We start from the raw sequence: 20,107 nt of genomic DNA on the forward strand, positions 1-20,107 counted from the left end.
CGGAAGGGGATATCCATGATGTTGACGGAAAGAACCGGCCTGATCGTTTGGGTCAACGACCTGAAACCGGCCAAAAACCTGGAGCGTTTCGGAACGATTCATTATATTTCCAAAAAAATGCATTACGTCGTGCTGTATATTCATGCCGCCAAGCTGGAGGAAACGCTGAAACATATGCAGCGCCTGCCGTACGTAAAAAAAGTGGAGCCGTCGTATCGAAATGAGATCAAGACGGAATATAGTAGTAATGTGCCGGATAAAACAAGATTTTACTCGCTGTAAAATTTTGATTGGAAAATAAGGATGTTTGCTGTAAAATTAGGTAAATCGCTCTACATAGTACTTAAGAACCGATTTTGCAACGCTCCACCATTCCGAAGCTACATGATCGATGTCTCGAAGAACGGGCATTGTCTCCAGGCGGACGAGGGAACCGTTTCTTCCAGGGAGGGAGATGGAATAATGAGAGACAAAATGATGGATAGATGGAGCACCTACGAGCCTTTTTATGTTGTCTTAGGCGACAAGAAAATCGCCGATATCGTTATTACCAATCATGCCCGCACTCGTTGGATCGACCGCGTGGAGCACGAAAAAACCGGATTCGAGGACATTTGCACCTTCCTTTGGAATAAATTGAAAGATCATCAAGTGACGTCATATTACCGCAACGAAGAGGACGTTTATCTTATCGACGACGATTTGGTCATGGTGGCCGAATTCGCCAAGATGGAAGAAACCGACATTGCCGGCAATCCGCTGCACAAGATGATTGTCGTTACCTTTCTCGGCCGCATGTCCGAAACGATGGAGCTGCGCGATCTGAAGACGTACTACTCTTGGCTTCGCCACTCGCGCCGCATGACCTTGATCAAAAATAGCCGCAAACGCCGTTAGGCGCCACCGGTTGACGTCTATCCGTGCCAAAGCTCCGCGGACAACGGGGCTTTTTGACGACGATATGGAACTCCGCAGCCGGCCGCAATGGCCGGTTTCCTTTTCCTGCCGTTTTGCGGTAAAATGCTAGTAGTGCGTGCGGAAGGAGCCTTTTTATGGCGCTCAGCTTTCACCAGCTCCACATTTTTTTTGCGGTCGTCGAGAAGGGCAGCTTTTCCGGCGCGGCGCAATCGCTTTATTTGACCCAGCCTGCCGTAACGATGCAAATTCAGTCGCTGGAGGAGCATTTCGGCGTCAAGCTGGTTCAGCGCAGCGCGAAGAAGGTCGAGCTCACAGAAGCGGGTCGGGCGCTGCTGCCGTTTGCGCGCCGCAGCCTCGATCTGATGCGCGAGACGGACGACGCGATGTCGCGATTCACGCAGCTGCTTGCCGCACGGCTGCAGCTCGGCGCCAGCCTGACGGTGGGCGAATACATACTGCCGCGGCTGCTCGGCCCGTTCGGCAAAGAGCATCCGCATATTTCCATCAGCATGAAAGTGATGAACACGTCGCAAATTATGGAAGACATCTTGCAGCACCAGCTTAGTTTCGGCATTGTGGAAGCGCTGGTCGACCATGCCGATATGCACGTGGAGGCAGTGCTGAATGACGAGTTGAAACTTGTCTTGCCCAAAGGGCATCCGCTGCTGACCAAAGAAACGATCACGCTCGATGACGCGCTGGAATTTCCGTTCGTCGTGCGGGAGATGGGCTCGGGTACGAGAAGGGTGATGGAGGAGGCGCTGCTGTCGCACGGCTGCGATCCGCGGGCGATGTCGGTCGTAATGGATTTGGGCAGCACGGGCGCTGTCAAATCGGCGGTCGAAGCGAATTTGGGCATTTCGATCCTGTCGCAGTCTTCGGTGCGCCACGAGGAAGCGCTTGGCCTGCTGCAGACGCGCACGATCGAAGGGGTGCGGTTCGTGCGCAGCTTTTATGCGATTTATTTGAAATCGGCGATGCTGCCGATTCCGGCGCTTACGTTTTTGAATTTTATTCGCGAACGCGATTTGAGCCAGTGGCTGTAGCGCTTTCGCAAAATGGGAGGGTGAGGGCATGTCGATCCGATTTGCCGATCTGCACACGCATACGACGGCCTCGGACGGATTGGAAACGCCCTCCAGCAACGTGCGCGCCGCTTCGGCCGCGGGGCTTGCCGCCGTGGCGATTACGGATCACGATACCGTAGCCGGCGTGGAGGAAGCGTTGGCGGAAGGGAAACGGCTCGGCGTCGAGGTCGTGCCCGGCGTCGAAATCAGCACAACGGCCGGAGGACGGGATATTCACGTGCTGGGGTACTTTGTCGACATCCGGGACGAAACGCTGCTCGGGCATCTTGAGCGGCAGCGCCGGGCGCGCGACGAGCGCAACGAACGGATCGCCGCGAAGCTGCGCGAATTGGGACTGGCGATCACGATGGAGGAAGTGGAAGCGAGCGTGCCCGAGAAGAAGCCGGACGAAACGATCGGCCGGCCGCACATCGCCGCGCTGCTCGTGCGCAAAGGCTACGTTGCGTCGATGAAGGAAGCGTTCGACCGGTATTTGGCCGACGGCGCGGCGGCATATGTGGCGCCGGACCGGAACGGTCCGCTCGACGCCGCCGGCTGGATCCGGCAAGCGGGCGGCGCGGCGGTGCTGGCTCATCCCGGGTTGTACCGCAATGTGGCGCTTGTGACCGAATGGCTCGATTCCGGCGCATTTGACGGCGTGGAAGCTTACCATTCCGATCATTCCCCGGAAGAAGAAGCGTTGTTTGCCCGACTTGCGGAGCAACGAGGTTTGCCCGCCACGGCGGGCTCGGATTTTCACGGCGCACGGGGCGGCATCGTGTTCCACGGGGCGATCGGCTCGAAGCGCGTTGACGCGGTTGTGCTGGGCAGGCTGCGGCAAGCATGCAGCGTTCGCGCGCAGCGGCAGTAAAAGCCCGGTTAAAGGGAGTAAATACGAACCTTAGTCGATTGGAGTTGTCTGAATGGCTATTCGCAAAGCGATCATTCCCGCCGCGGGTCTCGGCACCCGGTTCCTGCCCGCCACCAAGGCGCAGCCGAAGGAGATGCTGCCGATCGTCGACAAGCCGGCGATCCAGTATATTGTCGAGGAAGCCATCGCTTCCGGCATCGAGGACGTCATTATCGTCACCGGACGCAATAAACGGGCGATCGAGGATCATTTCGACAAATCGGCGGAGCTGGAGCGTATGCTCGAAGAGAAAGGCAACCGCGAGCTGCTCGGCCTCGTCCAGAACGTCTCCAATCTCGTCGACGTCCATTACATTCGCCAGAAGGAGCCGCTCGGGCTCGGCCATGCGGTGTATTGCGCGCGCAAGTTTATCGGCAATGAGCCGTTTGCGGTTCTCCTCGGCGACGATATCATCGATTCCGATCCGCCGTGCCTGAAGCAAATGATGGATTTGTACGAAGAGCACGGCACGTCGGTGATCGGCGCGATGGAAGTGCCTTGGGAGGATGTCAACAAGTACGGCATTATTTCGCCTTCGCACGGAACGAAGCTCGTTTCCTATATCGAAGATTTGGTGGAGAAGCCGGAAATCGGGCAGGCGCCGTCCAATTTGGCGGTTATTGGCCGGTATGTGCTGGAGCCGGACATCTTCGATATTCTGGAAGCGGCGACACCCGGACGCGGCGGCGAAATCCAGCTGACCGACGCGCTTCGCGTGCTGAATGCGCGCAAGTCGATGGTGGCGTACCTGCAGCAGGGCAAACGCTACGACACGGGCGATAAGTTCGGCTATATCGAAGCGACGATCGAGTTTGCGCTCAAGCGCGAGGAGCTCGGGGCGGAGCTGAAGGAATATTTGCTCGAGGTTGTAAAACGATGGAAGTAAACGGAAACTCTCCAAAAAAACGTCGCTCCGCAACGGAGCGACGTTTTTTTTCCAACGATCCACAATCAGAAGCTACGCCTTCGGCTGTTCTTCCGCCGCAACCGGCAGCGGTTTGGTCTTCTCCGGCTCGGCGTCATCGTCGGCCAAACCGCGGGTGCCTTTCTTGAACTCCGTCACGGTTCTGCCCAGCGCCCGTCCCAGCTCGGGGAGCTTGCGCGGTCCGAACAGGAGCAGGGCGGCGATAATCACCAGCATGATGTGACCCGGCGTAAACAGATCGCCCATACGTTCCACCTCGATTCCGACAATGCCATGTTACTTGTAGTATACACCCTGCAGCCGGAAAAAGCATGCAAACGTTTGGTGTCGGCTTCACGTCAACGGGACGCCGTTTCCTGCTTCAGCGTTTTGATCTGCTGCTCGTCGGGGGTGACGAACAGCGTTTTCTGGTTGTCGTAGATGACGTAACCCGGTTTGGCCCCGTTCGGCTTGCGCACATGCCGGATCAGCGTGTAATCGACCGGTACGTTGGCCGACATTTTCGCCTGGCTGAAATAAGCCGCCAGCTGCGCCGCTTCATGCAGCGTCGGCTCCCCGAACGACTGGCTGCGGATCACGACATGCGAGCCGGGAATGTCCTTCGTGTGCAGCCACGTATCGTTCGCTTCGGCCATCCGGTTGGTTACATACTCGTTCTGCGTATTGTTTTTGCCGACATAGATCGCGACGCCTTCGCTCGAAGTGAAACGGGTGACGCTGATTTTGGCCGCTTTTTGCTTCTTGGCGTCCTTCTTGCCGGCGCGCCTGCGCACATAGCCTTGCTCCGCCAGCTCGGCGCGGATTTCTTCGATGTCGGCCAGGCCGGCGTTATCGAGCTGCTGCAGCACCGTGTCCAGGTAGCGAATTTCCTCGTGCGTTTCGCTCAATTGCTGCGCGGCGGCGGTCAGGCTCGTTTTGCTCTTGTTGTAGCGGCGAAAATATTTTTGCGCGTTTTCGGAAGGAGTCAGCAGCGGGTCGAGCGGAATCGCCAGCGTCGCCTGATCCTCGTCGTAGTAGTTGACGACGACCGCTTCCTTGTCTCCTTTTTTCAACGTATGCAGCGAAGCGGTCAACAGCTCGCCGCGAATGCGGTATTTGTCCGCGTCCTTCGCTTCCTCCAGCGTTTCTTCCAGCTTGCCCAGCTTTTTGACGTTTTTGCTTCTTTCGTTTTGCAGGAAACGGTGCAAATCGGCTGTTCGCTGCTTCACCGTATCGCGCAGCGCCTTGTCGCCGTAATAGCTTTCGAGGCATGCGCTGACAGAGGCGAACGGCTGCTCGTCGCCTGCCGCGTGCGTCAGCCGCACGACCGAAAACACCGTTTTGCCGTTGTCCGTCGCGACGATGGCCGGCGAATAGTCGTGCTGGCGCATGTCGGCCATTACACCGTCGAACGCGGACCACAGCGCCTCCGGTGCGATTGCGTCCGAGGCGCCTGCGGTTTGATCGCGGGCGGCGCGATAGGCGATTTCCGTCGCGACGAGCGGGCTGATGCCGTTGTAATGCGCCACCAGCCACTGGGTCGCCGATTTGTCGTCGCGTGCGCCTGCGCCGTCCGCCGCAACGAGGAACGAAGCGCGATCGGCCGCAAGCGGCGACGCTTTGCCTTGATCCGGCGGGGCGACATAGGCGCTGCCGGGCATGACGATGCGGTAGCTGCTGATCGCAGGCGTGACGTGGTGAATGCCGTCGACGATCGTGCCGGTCGCCGGATCGACGATAATGATGTTGCTGTGCCGGCCCATCAGTTCGACGACAATTGTTTTCACGCTCAGATCGCCCAGCTCGTCGCGCTGCCTCGCCTGCAGCCGAATAATGCGCTCGCTGTCGACCTGCTCGACCGATTCGAGGATCGCCCCTTCGAAATGTTTGCGCAGCAGCATGCAGAACATCGGCGCTTCCTGCGGGTTCGGGTAAGAGCTTTCGGTAAGATGAAGGCGCGGATACGTAGGGCTGGCCGAAATGAGCAGCCGCCAATTGGTTCCTTGCGCGCGAATGTTCAGCACGATATCGTTTTCTGTCGGTTGGTGAATTTTGCCGATTCGTCCGCCGGCGCAGCATGCCAGCTCGTGCACAAGCGCGCGGACGACGAGTCCGTCCAATGCCATAGGTCGTATTCACTCCTGTCCAAGATTCCTCTATCATGCCATAAATGGCGGCAAAATTTAAGGGGCAGCTCGAATCGCAACGATTTTTTCCCGAAATGATGCAAAACGATACAACTTTTTGCGGCGATGCAACGTCTAAATGGGGGAGAGGTGAAATTATGGCCATCGACGTGGATTATAATTATTTGAAGACGATGACGAGCAGCAGCGATCACAAGGCGATCGTCGTGGACCTGATGACGACCTATGGGGAAGACGTGTGGAATTACGCCTTCAGCATCGTGCGCAAGCGCGAGCAGGCCGACGATATAACGCAGGAAGTGTTTCTCAAAGTATTCCGCAACTTGTTTACATTCCGCAGCGAAGCGTCTGTGAAAACGTGGCTGCTTACGATAACGCGCAATGCGGCGTTCGATTATCGCAGGTCGGCGTTTTTGCGGCGGGTGACGCTCGTCGATACGATTCGGACCAGCGCACGAACGGCGTCCGCCGAGCAGGAAACGATGGATAAGCTGACCATCGACGACATTTGGGAGCAAGTGCTGCAGTTGCCGGCGAAATACCGGGAAGTGCTGATTTTGTTCGGTCATCATCAATTGTCGATGAAGGAGATGGCGGATGTGCTCGGCATTCGCGAAGGAACGGTGCGGTCGCGGCTGCACCATGCGCGAATGAAAATGTTAAAACAGCAGGAGCGTGAACGTCTTGAGCCTTGACGACAGCAGGTCGGAAGACCAATCGTTGCGGGAAGAGCTGGCGAAGCCGCCGTTTGCCGAAAAGTCGGTCGACGCCGAGCTGAAACGGCGGATCGGCGAAGCGATCGATCGTCGTCGTTCGCTGCCGAGACGCCGGCTGCCGCTGATCGGGTCTGCAGCGCTTGTCCTCATTGGCTTGCTCGTTATCGCACCGCGACTTAAGCAAGAAACGGTCAAGGTTCCGTTCGAGCAGGCGGCCGCAACGGAGCAACCGCTTGCCGCGCCAAGCGCAGCCGCCGTCTTCGAGCCGTTGCCGGCGCTGCCGGTCCGTTCGGTGCTGCTGCTCGGTCTGCGCACCGACCATACGGAGAAGGACAGCCGGCGCACGCTGGGTCAAACGGAATCCAGCACCTACCGCACGCTGCTGATCGCCGAACGCGGCGGCAAGCTGCTGACGGCGGCCGAAGGCGGAGGCATTCTGATGCCTTACGGCCAGCAGTTTTGGCGCATCGGCACGAAAACGAAAGAAACGAGCACCGACGTGCTTCACGCGTTAACGGCCGCGCCGGTGCGCGGGCAGGCGGAAGCGGCGGCGGATTGGCCGGCGGACGACCCGAACGAAGAAGTGAAGCACGAGGAGAAGCTGCTGTACGTCGGCAACAAGTACGTTTCGGTAGGGGAAAGCGATCAGGTGAAGCGGGGCAACACGACGTCCCGGACGGACACGGTGTGGACGAAGGAAATTCGCCAGCTGAACGCGGCGCGCTCCGCGGCAGCGGACGAGCCTCATGTGTCGCTGCGCGATATTTTTGGCGATTCGGCTGCGTCGGCGCTTGCCGTTATGGAGGGTTCGAGCGTGCTGACCGAGCTCGGCATGGAGACGGAAGTGAACGGCGACCACTGGGCGGTTGCCCGCAAGCGCGGCTCCTGGGAGCCGCAAGTAGCGGTAACCCAGCGCGCCGCCAGCAGCCGCGTATCTTCCTACGTGCTGGCCGATGTGAACTTGAAGCTGCCTTATTCCGTCGTTTCGTACGACGAGATGGACGTCGATTGGAAAGATGTGAAGGCAGCCCGCCCGGCGGCGGTGGATGCCATGACGTCTCCGGACCGCGACATGATCGCAATCGTGACGTCGGAGTATATTTTCGTCCATCCGTTTACGGACAACGGGGTTGCCACCGATATGTCGCTGCGCATCGATCTGAATCCGGGCGAAACGATGATTATGGCGCAATGGGCGACGGCCAAATATGCCGAGGATTGGATTGCCCAGGCAAGAGCAAATTTGCGTTAAGACGTATGTTTGATGGCAGCTTCGATGACGAGCCGATCGCGAGAAAGGCACCGATGATCCCCGCAACAGACCGGCCCCACTCCGTGGGGTTATTTGCACTGCCCGGGATGAGGGCTACCGCAGCATTTTGACCAGAAACAGGTTCAGATCGTCGTCTGCCACGACTTGCTCGCCATATCGCACGTAGGCGTCGTTCCAGTAAATGCCGTTGCCGTCGGGGATATAACCGCGCTTGCCGTACAACACTTGCGCGGCCCCGTAATCGCTGAACAGACCGACGCCGAGTCCGGCAATCGGCGAGCGTTCGCCAATCGTCGCTTCCGCCCGGTCCATCAGCATGCTGCCGGAGGTATTGCTCCGCCGGCTTCTCCCAGCCCTGCTGGCGGAATGCGGCGGATATCGTTTCGGCATCCGTTTCCCGCCACTGGCGAACGGCGATATTGCTGCTGTTGTTGTCGTACACATCAAATCCCTCCGCTTGTATTTTCATTCCTTAATGATAAAGCGAAACCGGAATCATCGCCAGGGAAAAAACGACTTCAACCGGAGTCGGGTGCTATTTTTCGGCTTGTCTGCATACATTGGCGACAGGGCAGTCTGTCCGGCGGTTTCGCCGTCCGGCCGGAATGCAGAAAGCGACCGTTCGGGAGGGAAACGGAACATGGATGCGAATCAGTGGCACAACCTGTCGGCGCAGGAGACGCTGCAGGCGCAGCAAGTGGCGGCCGAGACGGGGCTGTCGCAGGCGGAGGCGATCGCCAGGCGCGAGAAGAACGGGCGCAACGAGCTGTCGGACGGGCAATCCGTCTCGCCGCTTGTGCTTCTGCTCAATCAGTTCAAAGATTTTATGGTGCTTGTTCTGGCGGGGGCGACGCTGGTCTCCGGCCTGCTCGGCGAATACCTGGACGCGATTACGATTATTGCCATCATCGTCATGAACGGCATTCTCGGCTTCGTCCAGGAATTTCGCGCGGAGCGGTCGCTGCGCGCCTTGAAGGAACTGTCCGCACCATCGGCCAAGGTGGTGCGGGACGGCGCCGTGCAGCAGGTGCCTGCCAAAGAGCTGGTTCCCGGCGATATCGTGCTGCTGGAGAGCGGCGACCGGGTGCCGGCGGACATTCGCTGGATCGAAACGAACGGCGTGTATGCGGAAGAATCGGCGCTCACCGGCGAGTCGGTGCCGGTCAGCAAACATACGCAGCCGCTGGCGGGCGCCGATCTTCCCGCCGGCGACCAGCGCAATCTCGGATTCATGGGCACGATGGTGACGCGCGGCACCGGCAAAGGCGTGGTCGTGCGCACCGGGATGAGCACGGAAATGGGCAAAATCGCCGGCCTGATCCAAAGCGCCGAAGCGATGGAAACGCCGCTGCAGCACCGGCTGGAGCAGCTTGGCAAAACGCTTATCGTCGTGGCGCTCGGCCTGACGGTGATGGTTGTCGTCGCCGGCATTCTGCACGGGCAGCAGCCGTACGGCATGTTCCTCGCCGGCGTCAGTTTGGCCGTCGCCGCTATCCCCGAAGGGCTGCCGGCAATCGTCACGATCGCGCTGGCGCTGGGCGTGCAGCGGATGATCCGGCGCAATGCGATCGTGCGCAAGCTGCCATCGGTGGAAACGCTTGGCTGCGCATCGGTAATCTGTTCCGACAAGACGGGAACGCTGACGCAAAATAAAATGACGGTGACCCACGTGTGGGTAGGCGGCGATTTGCTCGAGGTAACCGGCGAAGGGCATGAGCCGACCGGCGCCATGCTGCTGGAGGGCAAAGCCGTCGAGCCGCGCACCCAGCCGATGCTGCGCAAGATGCTGCATATTTCGGTGCTGTGCAACAATGCGTCGCTGACGCAGTCGGTGCCCGAAGCGGGGAAGAAGAAGGCGAAGGAGCCGGCCAAGCCGGTGTGGAGCATCGCCGGAGACCCGACGGAAGGGGCGCTGGTCGTGCTCGGCGCCAAGGCCGGCATCAGCCGGCAGTCGCTCGAGCCGCATTATGCGCGCAAAGCGGAGTTCCCGTTCGATTCGGAAAGAAAACGCATGTCGGTCGTCGCATCGCAGCCGGGAGGCGCGATCATCTGTACGAAAGGCGCGCCGGACGTGCTGCTGCCGCTCTGCAGCTATATCCTTTGGGACGACAAGGTGATCCCGTTTACGAACACGCTGCGGCAGAAGGTGATGGCCGCAAGCGAAGGCATGGCGAAAGCGGCGCTGCGCGTGCTCGGCTTCGCTTATCGCGACGCCAAGCCGGGAGAGTCGCTCGACGACGAGGAGACGGCGGAATCGCAGCTCGTGTTCGTCGGCCTTGCCGGCATGATCGACCCGCCGCGCAAGGAAGTGCGCGAAGCGATCGCCACTTGCAAAAAGGCCGGCATCCGCACGGTCATGATTACCGGCGACCATCAGGCGACGGCGGAAGCGATCGCCAGGCAGCTCGGCATGCTGCCTCCGGGAGCGCAATCGATGACCGGACGGCAGCTGGCCGCTATGGACGACGCCGAGCTCGACGCGGCGGTCGACAACGTGTACGTGTACGCCCGCGTTTCGCCGGAACACAAGCTGCGCATCGTCAAGTCGCTGCAGCGCGGCGGCCATGTGGTGGCGATGACGGGGGACGGCGTCAACGACGCGCCGGCGATCAAGGCGGCCGACATCGGCATCGCGATGGGCATCAGCGGCACCGACGTGTCGAAGGAGGCGTCGGCGCTTGTGCTCGGCGACGACAATTTCGCCACGATCGTTGCGGCGATCGAGGAAGGGCGCGGCATTTACGAAAACATTCGCAAGTTCATCCGCTATTTGCTCGCTTCGAATGTCGGCGAAATTTTGACGATGTTCCTTGCGATGATGATGGGGCTGCCGCTGCCGCTCGTGCCGATTCAAATCCTTTGGGTAAACCTGGTAACGGACGGCTTGCCGGCGATGGCGCTCGGCGTCGACCAGGCGGAGAAAGATTTGATGCAGCACAAGCCGCGCTCGTCGAAGGAAAACATTTTCGCCCGCCGGCTCGGCTGGAAAATCATCAGCCGCGGCATACTGATCGGCATCTGCACGCTGGCGCCGTTCTGCCTGGTGCTTTATCGCGGTCCGGACACGGCCGACACGCTCGTCAAGGCGCAAACGATCGCGTTCGCAACACTCGTCATGGCGCAGCTCATCCACGTGTTCGACTGCCGCAGCTCGCGTTCGATTTTCCACCGCAACCCGCTGCAGAACCGCTACCTGGTGCTGGCCGTGCTGTCATCGCTAGTGCTGATGCTGGTCGTCATGTATGTCGAGCCGCTGCGAACAATTTTCAAGACGGTGCCGCTGAACTGGAAGGAATGGATCGTTGTGCTCGTATTCGCCGGCATTCCGACCTTCCTGATGGGTTTCGGCAGCGTGATGCACAAGCCCAAACCAACGGCGAAGAAGCTCGGCTACGGATCGCGGACGCTGGTCAAGTAAGCGGGAGATGGCGCAGTGGGGCGCGGATCGTGTAAACTGGGATATATCCCTGTTCGCGAAAGGAGACCGCCAGACATGTGCCGCAGCATCAAAGTGCTGTACAACTTCGACCCTCCGGCCACCGACAACGAGGTCCGGGCGGCGTCGCTGCAGTTCGTGCGCAAGCTGTCCGGCTTTCAATCGCCGTCGAAGGCGAATGAAGCGGCGTTTCACCAAGCCGTCGAAGAAGTGGCCGCAGCGGCCCGCAAGCTGCTGGACTCGCTCGTGACGAATGCCGAGCCGCGCAACCGCGACGTCGAAATCGCCAGGGCCAAGGCGAGGAATGTGCAACGATTCGGAACGGTCAAACGATAATCTCAACTTGGTTTGAGCCGCAATGCCGCAGTGCCGCTTCTGCCCGAACGGGCGAGGACGGCATTGCGGTTTTTTTTTGCCCATGTGCCGTCGATGACCGGAGCCGTTTACACAACTGCTTAACGAAAGATCAGGAAACACAATAGAAGGCAATAGTTCCCGCGGAGCCGATTGCCTATAATGAAGTTGCTTTGCGAATGGCAGGCGGAAAGGGGGCTTGTCCCAAGGCATCGGGGCCGAATGGCAGACGATGGTTTTCAAAAAGGCATTCGAATCGAAGGAGGAATGTAACGTGCAAGTGGGCTTAACAAGGTTCGGTCTGAAACCGGTATGGCTGCTGGTCGGCGTGTTCGTCTTATGCCTGGCGGGAGTATGGTTCGGCTCGCTTCCGGCGCATGCGGCGGAAGTGCTGCTCTCGCAAGGCAAATCGGTGGCGGTGAGCTCGAATCAGGGCTCCAATCCGCCCGGCAATGCCAACGACGGCGAATTGACCGGGACGCGCTGGTCGGCTGTCGGCCCGACGTATCCGCAAACACCGTAACGGGTGCGAGCACCGGCTGGGCAAGCGCTTATGAGTTCCAGGTATACGGTTCGGGAGGCGACGCTACGGCACTACGTACTATTTTGCGATGAAGACGAGCGACGAGCAGCCGAATGAATCGGCGCTCTCCAATGTGGCCAGCGGCACGACGTCGGGGGCGGTCGCGCAGAAGATGACGCTGACGCCGTCGATGCTGGTGAACGAAATCGCTCACGAGAACGCCGGCACGCTGATCGACGAGCAGACGCTGGCGGGCGATCCGATGAACGGAACCGGCGGCGCTCCGACGACAGGCTGGTACCTGTTCGGCAAAAAGTACGCCGCCCCGCACGAAACCGAAAGCTGGTGGCTGCCGGCTTCCGCTTTCCTCGATTTTGGCGCCAAGTATCATATTACGAAAGTGTACTTCTACGATACGAACGGATCGGCAACGAATGCGTTTACCGTTTCCACCGGCGAGCCGTTCAATTGGACGGCGGCGTTCACCGACAACCTCGTCGGCAACAACCTGTGGAAAAACAACAACGTCAATGCGGATACGCGCTACTTGCGATTTACGTTCGCCAATGCCGGGGCGATCGTCAAGGAAGTGGTTGTTTACGGCTATCCGATCGAAGAACCGCCCGCTCCGCCGACGCCGGTCGGCACGACCCGGCCGGTGATGGAGGAGTTTATGGGGATGAACGCGTTTTTTGACGATACGCTCGATCCCGGCGATTCCCTCGACGTGCTGAAGGTCATCCGCGAATACCACAACTGGGACTGGGAAGCCGATCTGGCGAACACGTATCCGAACGACCTGAACAGCTTCAATCCGTCCAGTTCGGGGGCCGATTTTGACACGTATTATACCGATATGATCAACGCCGGGTATTTCGTCAGCCCCGCCCACAAGGCGACCCCCGGCTGGATGACGAACTGGCTCGGCACGAACGATTACAATACGCCCTGGGTCGTGCCGACCGGTCAAAGCGCCACCAACCCGGCTTCTTACGCCTCGCGCGCGGATCATTTGTTCCAGTTCGTCGCCCGTTACGGCAGCACCGCCGTGGCCGACGGCAAACTGAAGCTCGACGCCGGCCAACCGCGAGTCAGCGGTCTGGACGCGTTCATTACGTCGAGGACTGGAACGAGGAAAACGGCGATTGGGGCGACCGCAAAGCGTATTGGGCGCCTTACGAATACGCGGCGATGCTGAGCGCCGACTACGACGGCCATAACGGCACGATGGGCAACACGTTCGGGATGAAGACGGCCGATCCGAACGTCACCGTCGTGATGGGCGGGCTTGCCGGCTACCGGCTCGATTATTTGCAGGCGATGAAAGTATGGACCGACTACAACCGCAGCGACGGCTCCTTCCCGGCGGACGTGCTCAATTTCCACACGTACTGTACGAGCGGTACGAAGGGCATCAGTCCGGAGGCATGCGGGATGAAGGAAGCGGCCGAGGAGCTTGTTGCGTACCGCAACGTCAACTTGCCGGGCAAATCGATCTGGGTGTCGGAATTCGGCTACGATACGCATCCGTCCTCGACCCAAGGAGCGCCGACGATCGGCGCGAAGACGAACAAGGACGTGCAGGCGGATTGGCTCGTCCGCTCGTATTTGGCGCTGGCCGCCTCCGGCATCGACCGCTCGATGATGTACATGCTGCGCGACGCCGGCACGTCGAGCCAGAAGTATTCGACCTCCGGCATGGTCGGGCCGAAAAACGACTGGACGAAAAAACCGTCCTGGTATTATGTGTACACGATGCGGAATGCGTTAACCGGCATGAAGTATGTCGGCGAACAGGCGTCAGGCAACGCCAATGTGTGGATTTACAAATTCAAAAGCGCGACGAGCAATGAAGGCGTGTATGTCGTTTGGTGCCACACGGCTAACGGAACGACGGTAAGCGGCTATTCGCTCAGCCTGGGAGGAAGCCCCACGAGGGCAACGCAAATCGCGCTGGCGAACAACGACACCGACGGCGTCTCCAGCAGCCTGACGATCCGGAACGGCGCCGTGACGATCAACGTCAGCGAAACGCCGCTGTTTGTTAAGGTGAATCAGATGCCGTAAGGGGAAAAGGGCAGGCGGGGCGGCGCGGTAGCCAGGCGATGGGCCTTGGTGGCCGCTCTCCGGCAAATAGGCCATGAAAAATGGCCTATTTGCCGGGTTTCGCCTGCTGCGGCGAAAATAGCCAGTGAAAACACTGGCTATTGTGACCCAACAGCCCCGAATTTGGATTTTTCCGCGAAATAGCCAGCGATTTCACTGGCTATTTTGTTATGGGGAGCCATTTTGGGCGCAATAGCCAATGAAACATGGCTTAATATTAACGCTATGGCGATCGTCTCCGATTTAGGCTATAATGGCGAGTACTTACGGGGGAGGGTCGTTCATGAGCCTGGCTATCATTTCGCTGCGGCAGGAGAACGCCGCTTCGGTCGCGCGGCTGCTTGCCGGTTATTGGACCGATGCAGCCGACGAAGAGGCGGAAAAGCAATTGACGCGCAGCCAGTTGGAGGATGCGGAAGGCGCTTTGTTCCGGTTGCTCCGGAACGAAACGGCACAATGCTTTGTAGCCAAGCTGGAGCAAGAGTTTGTCGGGTTTATGATGCTCGCGTGGAGCTTTTCGTCAAAAGGGGGACCCGTGCTTCGGGTGGAAGCGCTATACACTTCGCCCCGGCACCGGAACGGCGGTATCGGCAGGCAGTTGATGGAGCACGCGTTCGCCATTGCCAAGTTGAAAGGAGCATGCCGGCTGCAGCTGGAGACGGATGAAGACAATGCAACTGCGCGCGCGTTGTACGAAAGGCTGGGGTTCGAGCTGCTCGCAGGCAAACGGGTCTATATGGCTTTCCTTTGACAAACGATCTTTGCCAAACCGGAACGAAACCCTTCTTCGCCGTTCGCAAGAGCGGCGGGGAAGGGTTTTGTCAGTTCAGCCGGAGCGGCGGACGATCAATCGGGCGGATAAAATGATTTTTTCGCTTACGCTGCCGGGGTTGCTCCGTTTGCGTTCAAGCGCTTCGATCGCCCGCCGGCCGAGCGCTTCCTTCGCCAGCGCCACGGTCGTCAGCGGCGGTTCGGCTCCGGCGGCAGCGGTAATGTTGTCGATGCCGACCACGCGGCAAGACCCGGGAACGCGAATGCCGCGAGCGGCAAGCAGCGGCAGCAGCTTCAGCGCAATTTGATCGTTGGCGCACAGGATGCCGTCCGGTTCGTCACCCGGCGCGATGCCGTCCAGCCGCTTGGCCAGTTGCGTCTCCCAAGCGGCGGGAGGGCCGCCGTACGCGATCGTCCACTTCGTCAGCCGGGCCGCTTCCTCCGGTCGCTTCGCCCGCCACTCGTCCGCCGCCAGCCGGCAGCCCCACCAGCGCTCCTTGAAGCTGACGGCAAAGCTGTCCCTCCCGATCAACACGATCCTCCTGCACCCGGCAGTGAGCAAATGGTGGCATGCGGTGCGCGCCGCTTCCAGATTGGCGTTCAGAATGACGTCCGCTTCGATAAGCGGTTCTTCGTGATCGAGCAGCACCGTCGGCAGCGCCAAGGGGCGAAGCGCAAGCAAATCGGCGACGGATACGCGCCCGACGACGACGATGCCGCCGGCGGCAAGGGCAACGGGATCGCCCGGTTCGACCATATGCGGCGACCAGCCGTAGTCGCGGCAAGCGCCGTACAAACCGTCGAGCACACGCTTCCAGAACGTCGGTTCTTCGCGGTGCTCTTTTGCCATGCAGATCAGCAGTGTTTTGGCGCCGGAACCGGAACCGGCTGCAAGTTTGGCCGGTTCGTCGTCGGCGGGTCGGGCCATTGACTCCGGCGGCAGGCGGTAGCCCAGCGTGCGGGCAAGGGCAATGATTTGCCGCCGCTTCGTTTCGCTTACGCCGGGCTTGCCCGACAACGCCTGCGATACCGTATATTTGGACACGCCGAGCCTGTCGCCGATGTGCTGCATCGTAATTTTGCCTGCCATTGGAATCGCACCTCCGCTGCATCGATTGGCTATTGACTATTCCGGAGCGGAAGCGTAGATTATGGGCGCGATCGGCACCTTCGCAACCTAACCAACCTAACAAAATGATACTAAGTCCATTGTTTCCATTCAAGGAGGAATTCATTTGCCAAGCCGTATTGTCGTTTTCTACGATGCCGATTTTCCATACCCGGGGGAGAGGCCTTCCGCCACGGCGCTGGAGAAGCTGCGCGCCCGCTGCCATGTCGCCGGAGCGGCAGAGCTTGCCGCTGCCCTGGCCGATGCGGACGTTTATGTGCACCTGCACGGCGCTTATTTTCCGAAGGCGGCCTGGACGGCGGTGCTGGCCCATCTGCGCGGCGGCAAAGGGCTTGTCGTCATCGGCGGCGCTCCGTTCAAAATCCCCGTCAACGACGTGCAAGGGCAATGGGCGCCCGAACCGGAGCAGACGGCGTATCACCAGCAGCTGCACATTCACGAGGCGCTGCCGGTCGATCCCGCGCCAATGGCTTCCCTTTCCGCCAACGCCGACATTCCGTTGATGGCGGAACGCGAAAGCTTGTTCACCGTCGAGCCGACGTACGGACTCGTGCTGCATGTCACCCGCACGGAAGACAAACCGGGCGAGCTTGGCTCGGGCGGTCCGATGGACGCGCATATTTATCCGCTGCTGAAGGGCATCAGCGGCTGCGGCCTGCGCCGCGAAGTTGCGGCTCCTGCCGTGCTGCTGGAGCATACGAAGGGCGATTTTGCCGGCGGACGGTGGGTGCTCGTCAATCAGGCGGTGCGCGAGCCGTTCTGGTCGGGCGGCGGGGCGGATGCGCTTGGCGAATGGGCCGACTACGCCGCATCCGGGGTGACGGAGCTGTGGCTGAAGCCGAACTACGCTTCGTACGAGCCGGGCGAACGGGCGGTGCTGACGCTGCAGGGGCAACGGCTTGGCAGCCGGAAAGAAGAGGTGGCACGATGTCGGCTGCGCTTGCGCGTGCTGAAAGCGGCAAGCTCGGCGGCGGCAAGCGAAACGCCGGAGCCGGGAGACGGCAGCGGCTTCGCGCCGGTGTGGGAGACGGAGCGGGAATGCGAAGTCGGCGCCGTGCTGACGCAGCTGCGCGTGCCGGTTCCGGTGACGCTGGAGGCCGGATTTTATATTGCGGAATGCGAGGTGCTGTCTGCGGCGGACGGGGAACGGCGCGTGCTGCGCCAAGGCTTCTGGGGCTTCGATGACGAACTGTTGCGGCAAGGCGATAGGCTCTCTTGCGGGCGCGACTACTTCGTGCGCGGCGGACAGCCGGTGCCGATCGTCGGCATGACTTACATGACGAGCGACGTGGCGCGCAAGTTTCTGTTTCTGCCGAACGCCGCCGTCTGGGACCGCGACATGGCGCAGATGAAGCGGGCGGGCATCAATCTGATTCGCACCGGCATTTGGACAGCCTGGCGGCAGGTGATGTTCGTCGACGGCCATGTTTCGGAGGAGGCGCTGCGGGCGATCGACGCCTTCATTCTGACGGCCAAACGTTATGAACTGGAAGTGACGTTCAATTTCTTCGCTTTTACGCCGGAAGGTTGGGAAGGCGTCAACCCGTATCTCGACCCGCGCAGCGTCGAAGCGCAGAAACGGTTCATCGCCTCGGTCGCGGGACGCCACGCGCAGACGACAAACGTGCATTGGGACTTGATCAACGAACCGTCGATGTTCGATCCGAAGCGGATTTTCAGCGGGCCGCGCACGAGCGGCGACCGGTTCGAGTTGGCGGCGTTCGTTGCGTGGCTGCAGGATCGCCACGGCACGATCGAAGCGCTGCAGGCGAAGTGGAACATGACGCCGGACGAACTGCCGGCGTTTGCCGCCGTGCGGCTGCCGGAGCCGAAGGACGTGCCGTTCCGGACGACGGAAGGGTTGGCCAAACGAGGCGGGCCGTGGCTCGACTACACGCTGTTTACGATGGCGATGCACAACCGCTGGGCGTCGCAGCTCGTGGGTGCGCTTCGTTCGATTCAGCCGAAGCAGCTGGTGACGGTCGGCCAGGACGAAGGGCTCGGCGGGCAACGGCCGTCGCCGTTCTTCTATGCGGAAGCGGTCGACTACACGACGGTGCATACGTGGTGGAACATGGACGACCTCGTCTGGGACGGCGTGTTCGGCAAAGAGGCAGGGAAGCCGAATTTGATCCAGGAGACGGGCATCATGTACGTCGAAACGCCCGACGGCCGGGCCAAACGAAGCGAAGCGGAGCTGCGCAGCATTCTCGAGCGCAAGTATGCGTACGCGTTTGCGACCGGCGGCGCCGGGGCGGTGCAGTGGATCTGGAACACGAATTTCTATATGAACAACGTAAACGAATCGAACATCGGGGCGCTGCGTGCGGACGGGAGCGAAAAGCCGGAGGCAAACGTGTCCTACGATTACGGCTCGTTCATGAAGGCGGCGGCGCCGTTGTTCCGCGAGCGGGTGTTGGAGGACGTGGCTGTCGTGTTCCCTTACGCCAACGATTTCTCCAGCCGGCCGCTTGCCTATGAAGCGACGACGGCCGCCGTCCGCACGCTGGCGTACGAAATGAACGTGCATCCGCGCGGCGTCGGCGAATACCAGCTGGATGCGCTCGATGCCGCGCCGCCGAAGCTGATCGTGGTGCCGAGCCCGCACAATTTCAGCGACGCCGCGCTGAACCGGCTGCTGGCGCACATCGAATCGTCCGGCGGCACGCTGCTGCTGACCGGCCCGGTCGGGCTCGACGAATACTGGCGTCCTGCAGCGCGACTTGTTCCTTTGCTGCGCACGGGCGAAGTCGTCAACCTGCTGCGCGAGGAAGCGCTCGAACTGAACGGCGCCGTGCTGCCGTTGTCGTTCGGCGGCTCCCGCATCGCCGACAGCGCGAAGCAGCTGGCCGGCGGCACGGCGGGCGGACGGTCCGCGCTAGTTGAAGCGGAGGTCGGCCGAGGCCGTATCCTGTGGTGCCCGCTGCCGCTGGAGCTGAACCGGCGCACCGCCACGACTGCGGCCGTTTATCGCCATGCGCTTGCGCTTGCCGGCGCAACGACCGAGCTGGAATGGCTCGCGGGCGGGGAACTGCCTGGTTTGTACGGCCGCAAGCTGACTTTTGCCGAAGGGGCGCTGTTCGTTTTTGTGTCGGAAAGCGGGTTCGCCGCCGAGGTTAAGGTGAAGGACCGGGCCACCGGCAAAACGTACGCTTTTACGGTGGAGAGCGAACGTTCCGTGTTGTTTGCCGCCGGCCGGCAAGGCGAGCTGCTTGCGGTTTATCGTCCGGATGAGGTCGACGTGGAGGTGGGATAACGCCGGCGGAGTCATTTCCCGCCGTTTATTTCCCGGGGAAGCGCAGGATGCGACAGAAAATGCCGCAACGCCCGGCACGGACGTTGCGGAATCGCCGATTTTCGACACGGAAGGGTAAGCGCTTGATCTACATGTCACTGGTTGATTCGCTCCGTGGAAGGGGCGGGGCGACAAAATAAGCTGCTCACGAAGCGGACCGGGCTTCATTTGGGAATGTTTCTGCCTATGCGAGCCGATGAGGTGTTTGGGCCAGGCAGTCGAAGCCATTTCGTTTCCTGCACAGAAGTAAACAACAAGTGAATCTCCAAACGACTGTCATGAAGTAGGCAGAGTACGCTATCACAGCTGTAATTTAGATGAAATAAGCCGGAAAAACCGGCTTATTCGCTGCCGCGGTCCGGATCGGAGCAAAAAAGAGGCTGGACAGTTTTCACTTGAGCGAACACAAAAGAGATTAATGGCTACCCAAGTGGCTGAATAAATTTTCGAATATAACCTACGGCTTTGGTGCGGACGTTGCTTATCTGTATGATTTTTCGACCATATGCGGCTCTCTGTACTTTCCCGAAGGTATACACCGTTAATCGACTGCTCCAA

Annotated in this window: 18 protein-coding genes; 14 read left to right on the forward strand and 4 right to left on the reverse strand. The window is 60.1% G+C overall.

Annotated elements, in window-relative coordinates; translation table 11 throughout:
• Positions 1–18: 18 nt before the first annotated feature.
• The 5 genes from EXY20_RS03220 (at position 19) to galU (ending at position 3,781) form a co-directional block, all read left to right on the forward strand.
• Positions 19–282, forward strand: a complete 264-nt coding sequence (locus EXY20_RS03220) for a YlbG family protein (RefSeq protein ID WP_135547506.1) — start codon at positions 19–21, stop codon at positions 280–282.
• Positions 283–462: 180 nt separating this feature from the next.
• Positions 463–897, forward strand: a complete 435-nt coding sequence (locus EXY20_RS03225) for a hypothetical protein (RefSeq protein ID WP_135547509.1) — start codon at positions 463–465, stop codon at positions 895–897.
• 155 nt (positions 898–1,052) lie between these two features.
• Entirely contained in the window at positions 1,053–1,964 is a 912-nt protein-coding gene (locus tag EXY20_RS03230) for a selenium metabolism-associated LysR family transcriptional regulator (protein WP_135547511.1), read from the forward strand.
• 28 nt (positions 1,965–1,992) lie between these two features.
• Complete coding sequence (locus EXY20_RS03235; RefSeq protein WP_135547513.1) at positions 1,993–2,856, forward strand: PHP domain-containing protein; 864 nt, start codon at positions 1,993–1,995, stop codon at positions 2,854–2,856.
• A 52-nt stretch (positions 2,857–2,908) separates the two neighbouring features.
• Complete coding sequence (galU, locus tag EXY20_RS03240; protein ID WP_135547515.1) at positions 2,909–3,781, forward strand: UTP--glucose-1-phosphate uridylyltransferase GalU; 873 nt, start codon at positions 2,909–2,911, stop codon at positions 3,779–3,781.
• Between the two features lie 72 nt (positions 3,782–3,853).
• Here galU and EXY20_RS03245 read toward each other — a convergent pair whose 3' ends face one another.
• Together EXY20_RS03245 and EXY20_RS03250 are read right to left on the reverse strand one after the other, a co-directional pair.
• A complete protein-coding gene (locus tag EXY20_RS03245; protein ID WP_135547517.1) occupies positions 3,854–4,066 on the reverse strand; it encodes a twin-arginine translocase TatA/TatE family subunit in 213 nt (70 codons plus the stop codon).
• Positions 4,067–4,158: 92 nt separating this feature from the next.
• A complete protein-coding gene (locus EXY20_RS03250) occupies positions 4,159–5,925 on the reverse strand; it encodes an Rqc2 family fibronectin-binding protein (RefSeq protein ID WP_135547519.1) in 1,767 nt (588 codons plus the stop codon).
• Positions 5,926–6,083: 158 nt separating this feature from the next.
• Between EXY20_RS03250 and EXY20_RS03255 the strand changes: the two genes are divergently transcribed.
• Together EXY20_RS03255 and EXY20_RS03260 are read left to right on the forward strand one after the other, a co-directional pair.
• The gene (locus tag EXY20_RS03255; RefSeq protein ID WP_135547520.1) at positions 6,084–6,641 is read left to right on the forward strand and encodes an RNA polymerase sigma factor; all 558 of its coding nucleotides are present in this window, start codon (positions 6,084–6,086) and stop codon (positions 6,639–6,641) included.
• Positions 6,631–7,914: a hypothetical protein gene (locus tag EXY20_RS03260; RefSeq protein WP_135547522.1), complete on the forward strand. Its 1,284-nt coding sequence runs from the start codon at positions 6,631–6,633 to the stop codon at positions 7,912–7,914. Before EXY20_RS03255 ends, EXY20_RS03260 begins: the two co-directional genes overlap by 11 nt.
• 114 nt (positions 7,915–8,028) lie before the next feature.
• On the opposite strand, the gene EXY20_RS03265 is transcribed toward EXY20_RS03260, so the two are convergent.
• Positions 8,029–8,325, reverse strand: a complete 297-nt coding sequence (locus EXY20_RS03265) for a hypothetical protein (protein ID WP_135547524.1) — start codon at positions 8,323–8,325, stop codon at positions 8,029–8,031.
• Positions 8,326–8,575: 250 nt separating this feature from the next.
• Here EXY20_RS03265 and EXY20_RS03270 point away from each other — a divergent pair, with 250 nt between their 5' ends.
• From EXY20_RS03270 to EXY20_RS03295, 6 genes are all read left to right on the forward strand, one after another.
• Positions 8,576–11,353: a calcium-translocating P-type ATPase, SERCA-type gene (locus tag EXY20_RS03270; RefSeq protein ID WP_135547526.1), complete on the forward strand. Its 2,778-nt coding sequence runs from the start codon at positions 8,576–8,578 to the stop codon at positions 11,351–11,353.
• Between the two features lie 75 nt (positions 11,354–11,428).
• Positions 11,429–11,707: a DUF2277 domain-containing protein gene (locus EXY20_RS03275; protein ID WP_135547529.1), complete on the forward strand. Its 279-nt coding sequence runs from the start codon at positions 11,429–11,431 to the stop codon at positions 11,705–11,707.
• A 292-nt stretch (positions 11,708–11,999) separates the two neighbouring features.
• Positions 12,000–12,248 carry a hypothetical protein gene (locus EXY20_RS03280; RefSeq protein ID WP_135547531.1) on the forward strand — a complete coding sequence of 83 codons (249 nt, stop codon included), beginning with the start codon at positions 12,000–12,002 and terminating at the stop codon, positions 12,246–12,248.
• Positions 12,249–12,336: 88 nt separating this feature from the next.
• Positions 12,337–13,446 (forward strand): hypothetical protein, encoded by a 1,110-nt coding sequence (locus tag EXY20_RS03285; RefSeq protein WP_135547533.1) that lies wholly within the window; start codon positions 12,337–12,339, stop codon positions 13,444–13,446.
• The gene (locus EXY20_RS03290) at positions 13,440–14,315 is read left to right on the forward strand and encodes a hypothetical protein (RefSeq protein WP_135547535.1); all 876 of its coding nucleotides are present in this window, start codon (positions 13,440–13,442) and stop codon (positions 14,313–14,315) included. The genes EXY20_RS03285 and EXY20_RS03290 overlap by 7 nt, the downstream gene beginning before the upstream one ends.
• A gap of 322 nt (positions 14,316–14,637) precedes the next feature.
• A complete protein-coding gene (locus tag EXY20_RS03295; RefSeq protein ID WP_135547537.1) occupies positions 14,638–15,105 on the forward strand; it encodes a GNAT family N-acetyltransferase in 468 nt (155 codons plus the stop codon).
• 75 nt (positions 15,106–15,180) lie between these two features.
• On the opposite strand, the gene EXY20_RS03300 is transcribed toward EXY20_RS03295, so the two are convergent.
• Positions 15,181–16,215, reverse strand: a complete 1,035-nt coding sequence (locus EXY20_RS03300; protein WP_135547539.1) for a LacI family DNA-binding transcriptional regulator — start codon at positions 16,213–16,215, stop codon at positions 15,181–15,183.
• Positions 16,216–16,360: 145 nt separating this feature from the next.
• On the opposite strand from EXY20_RS03300, the gene EXY20_RS03305 reads away from it, so the two are divergent.
• Positions 16,361–19,510 carry an alpha-amylase family protein gene (locus tag EXY20_RS03305; RefSeq protein ID WP_135547541.1) on the forward strand — a complete coding sequence of 1,050 codons (3,150 nt, stop codon included), beginning with the start codon at positions 16,361–16,363 and terminating at the stop codon, positions 19,508–19,510.
• Positions 19,511–20,107: the final 597 nt, after the last annotated feature.

The sequence above is a fragment of the Paenibacillus cymbidii genome, from assembly GCF_004764705.1.
Classification (GTDB): Bacteria; Bacillota; Bacilli; order Paenibacillales; family NBRC-103111; genus Paenibacillus_AN; species Paenibacillus_AN cymbidii.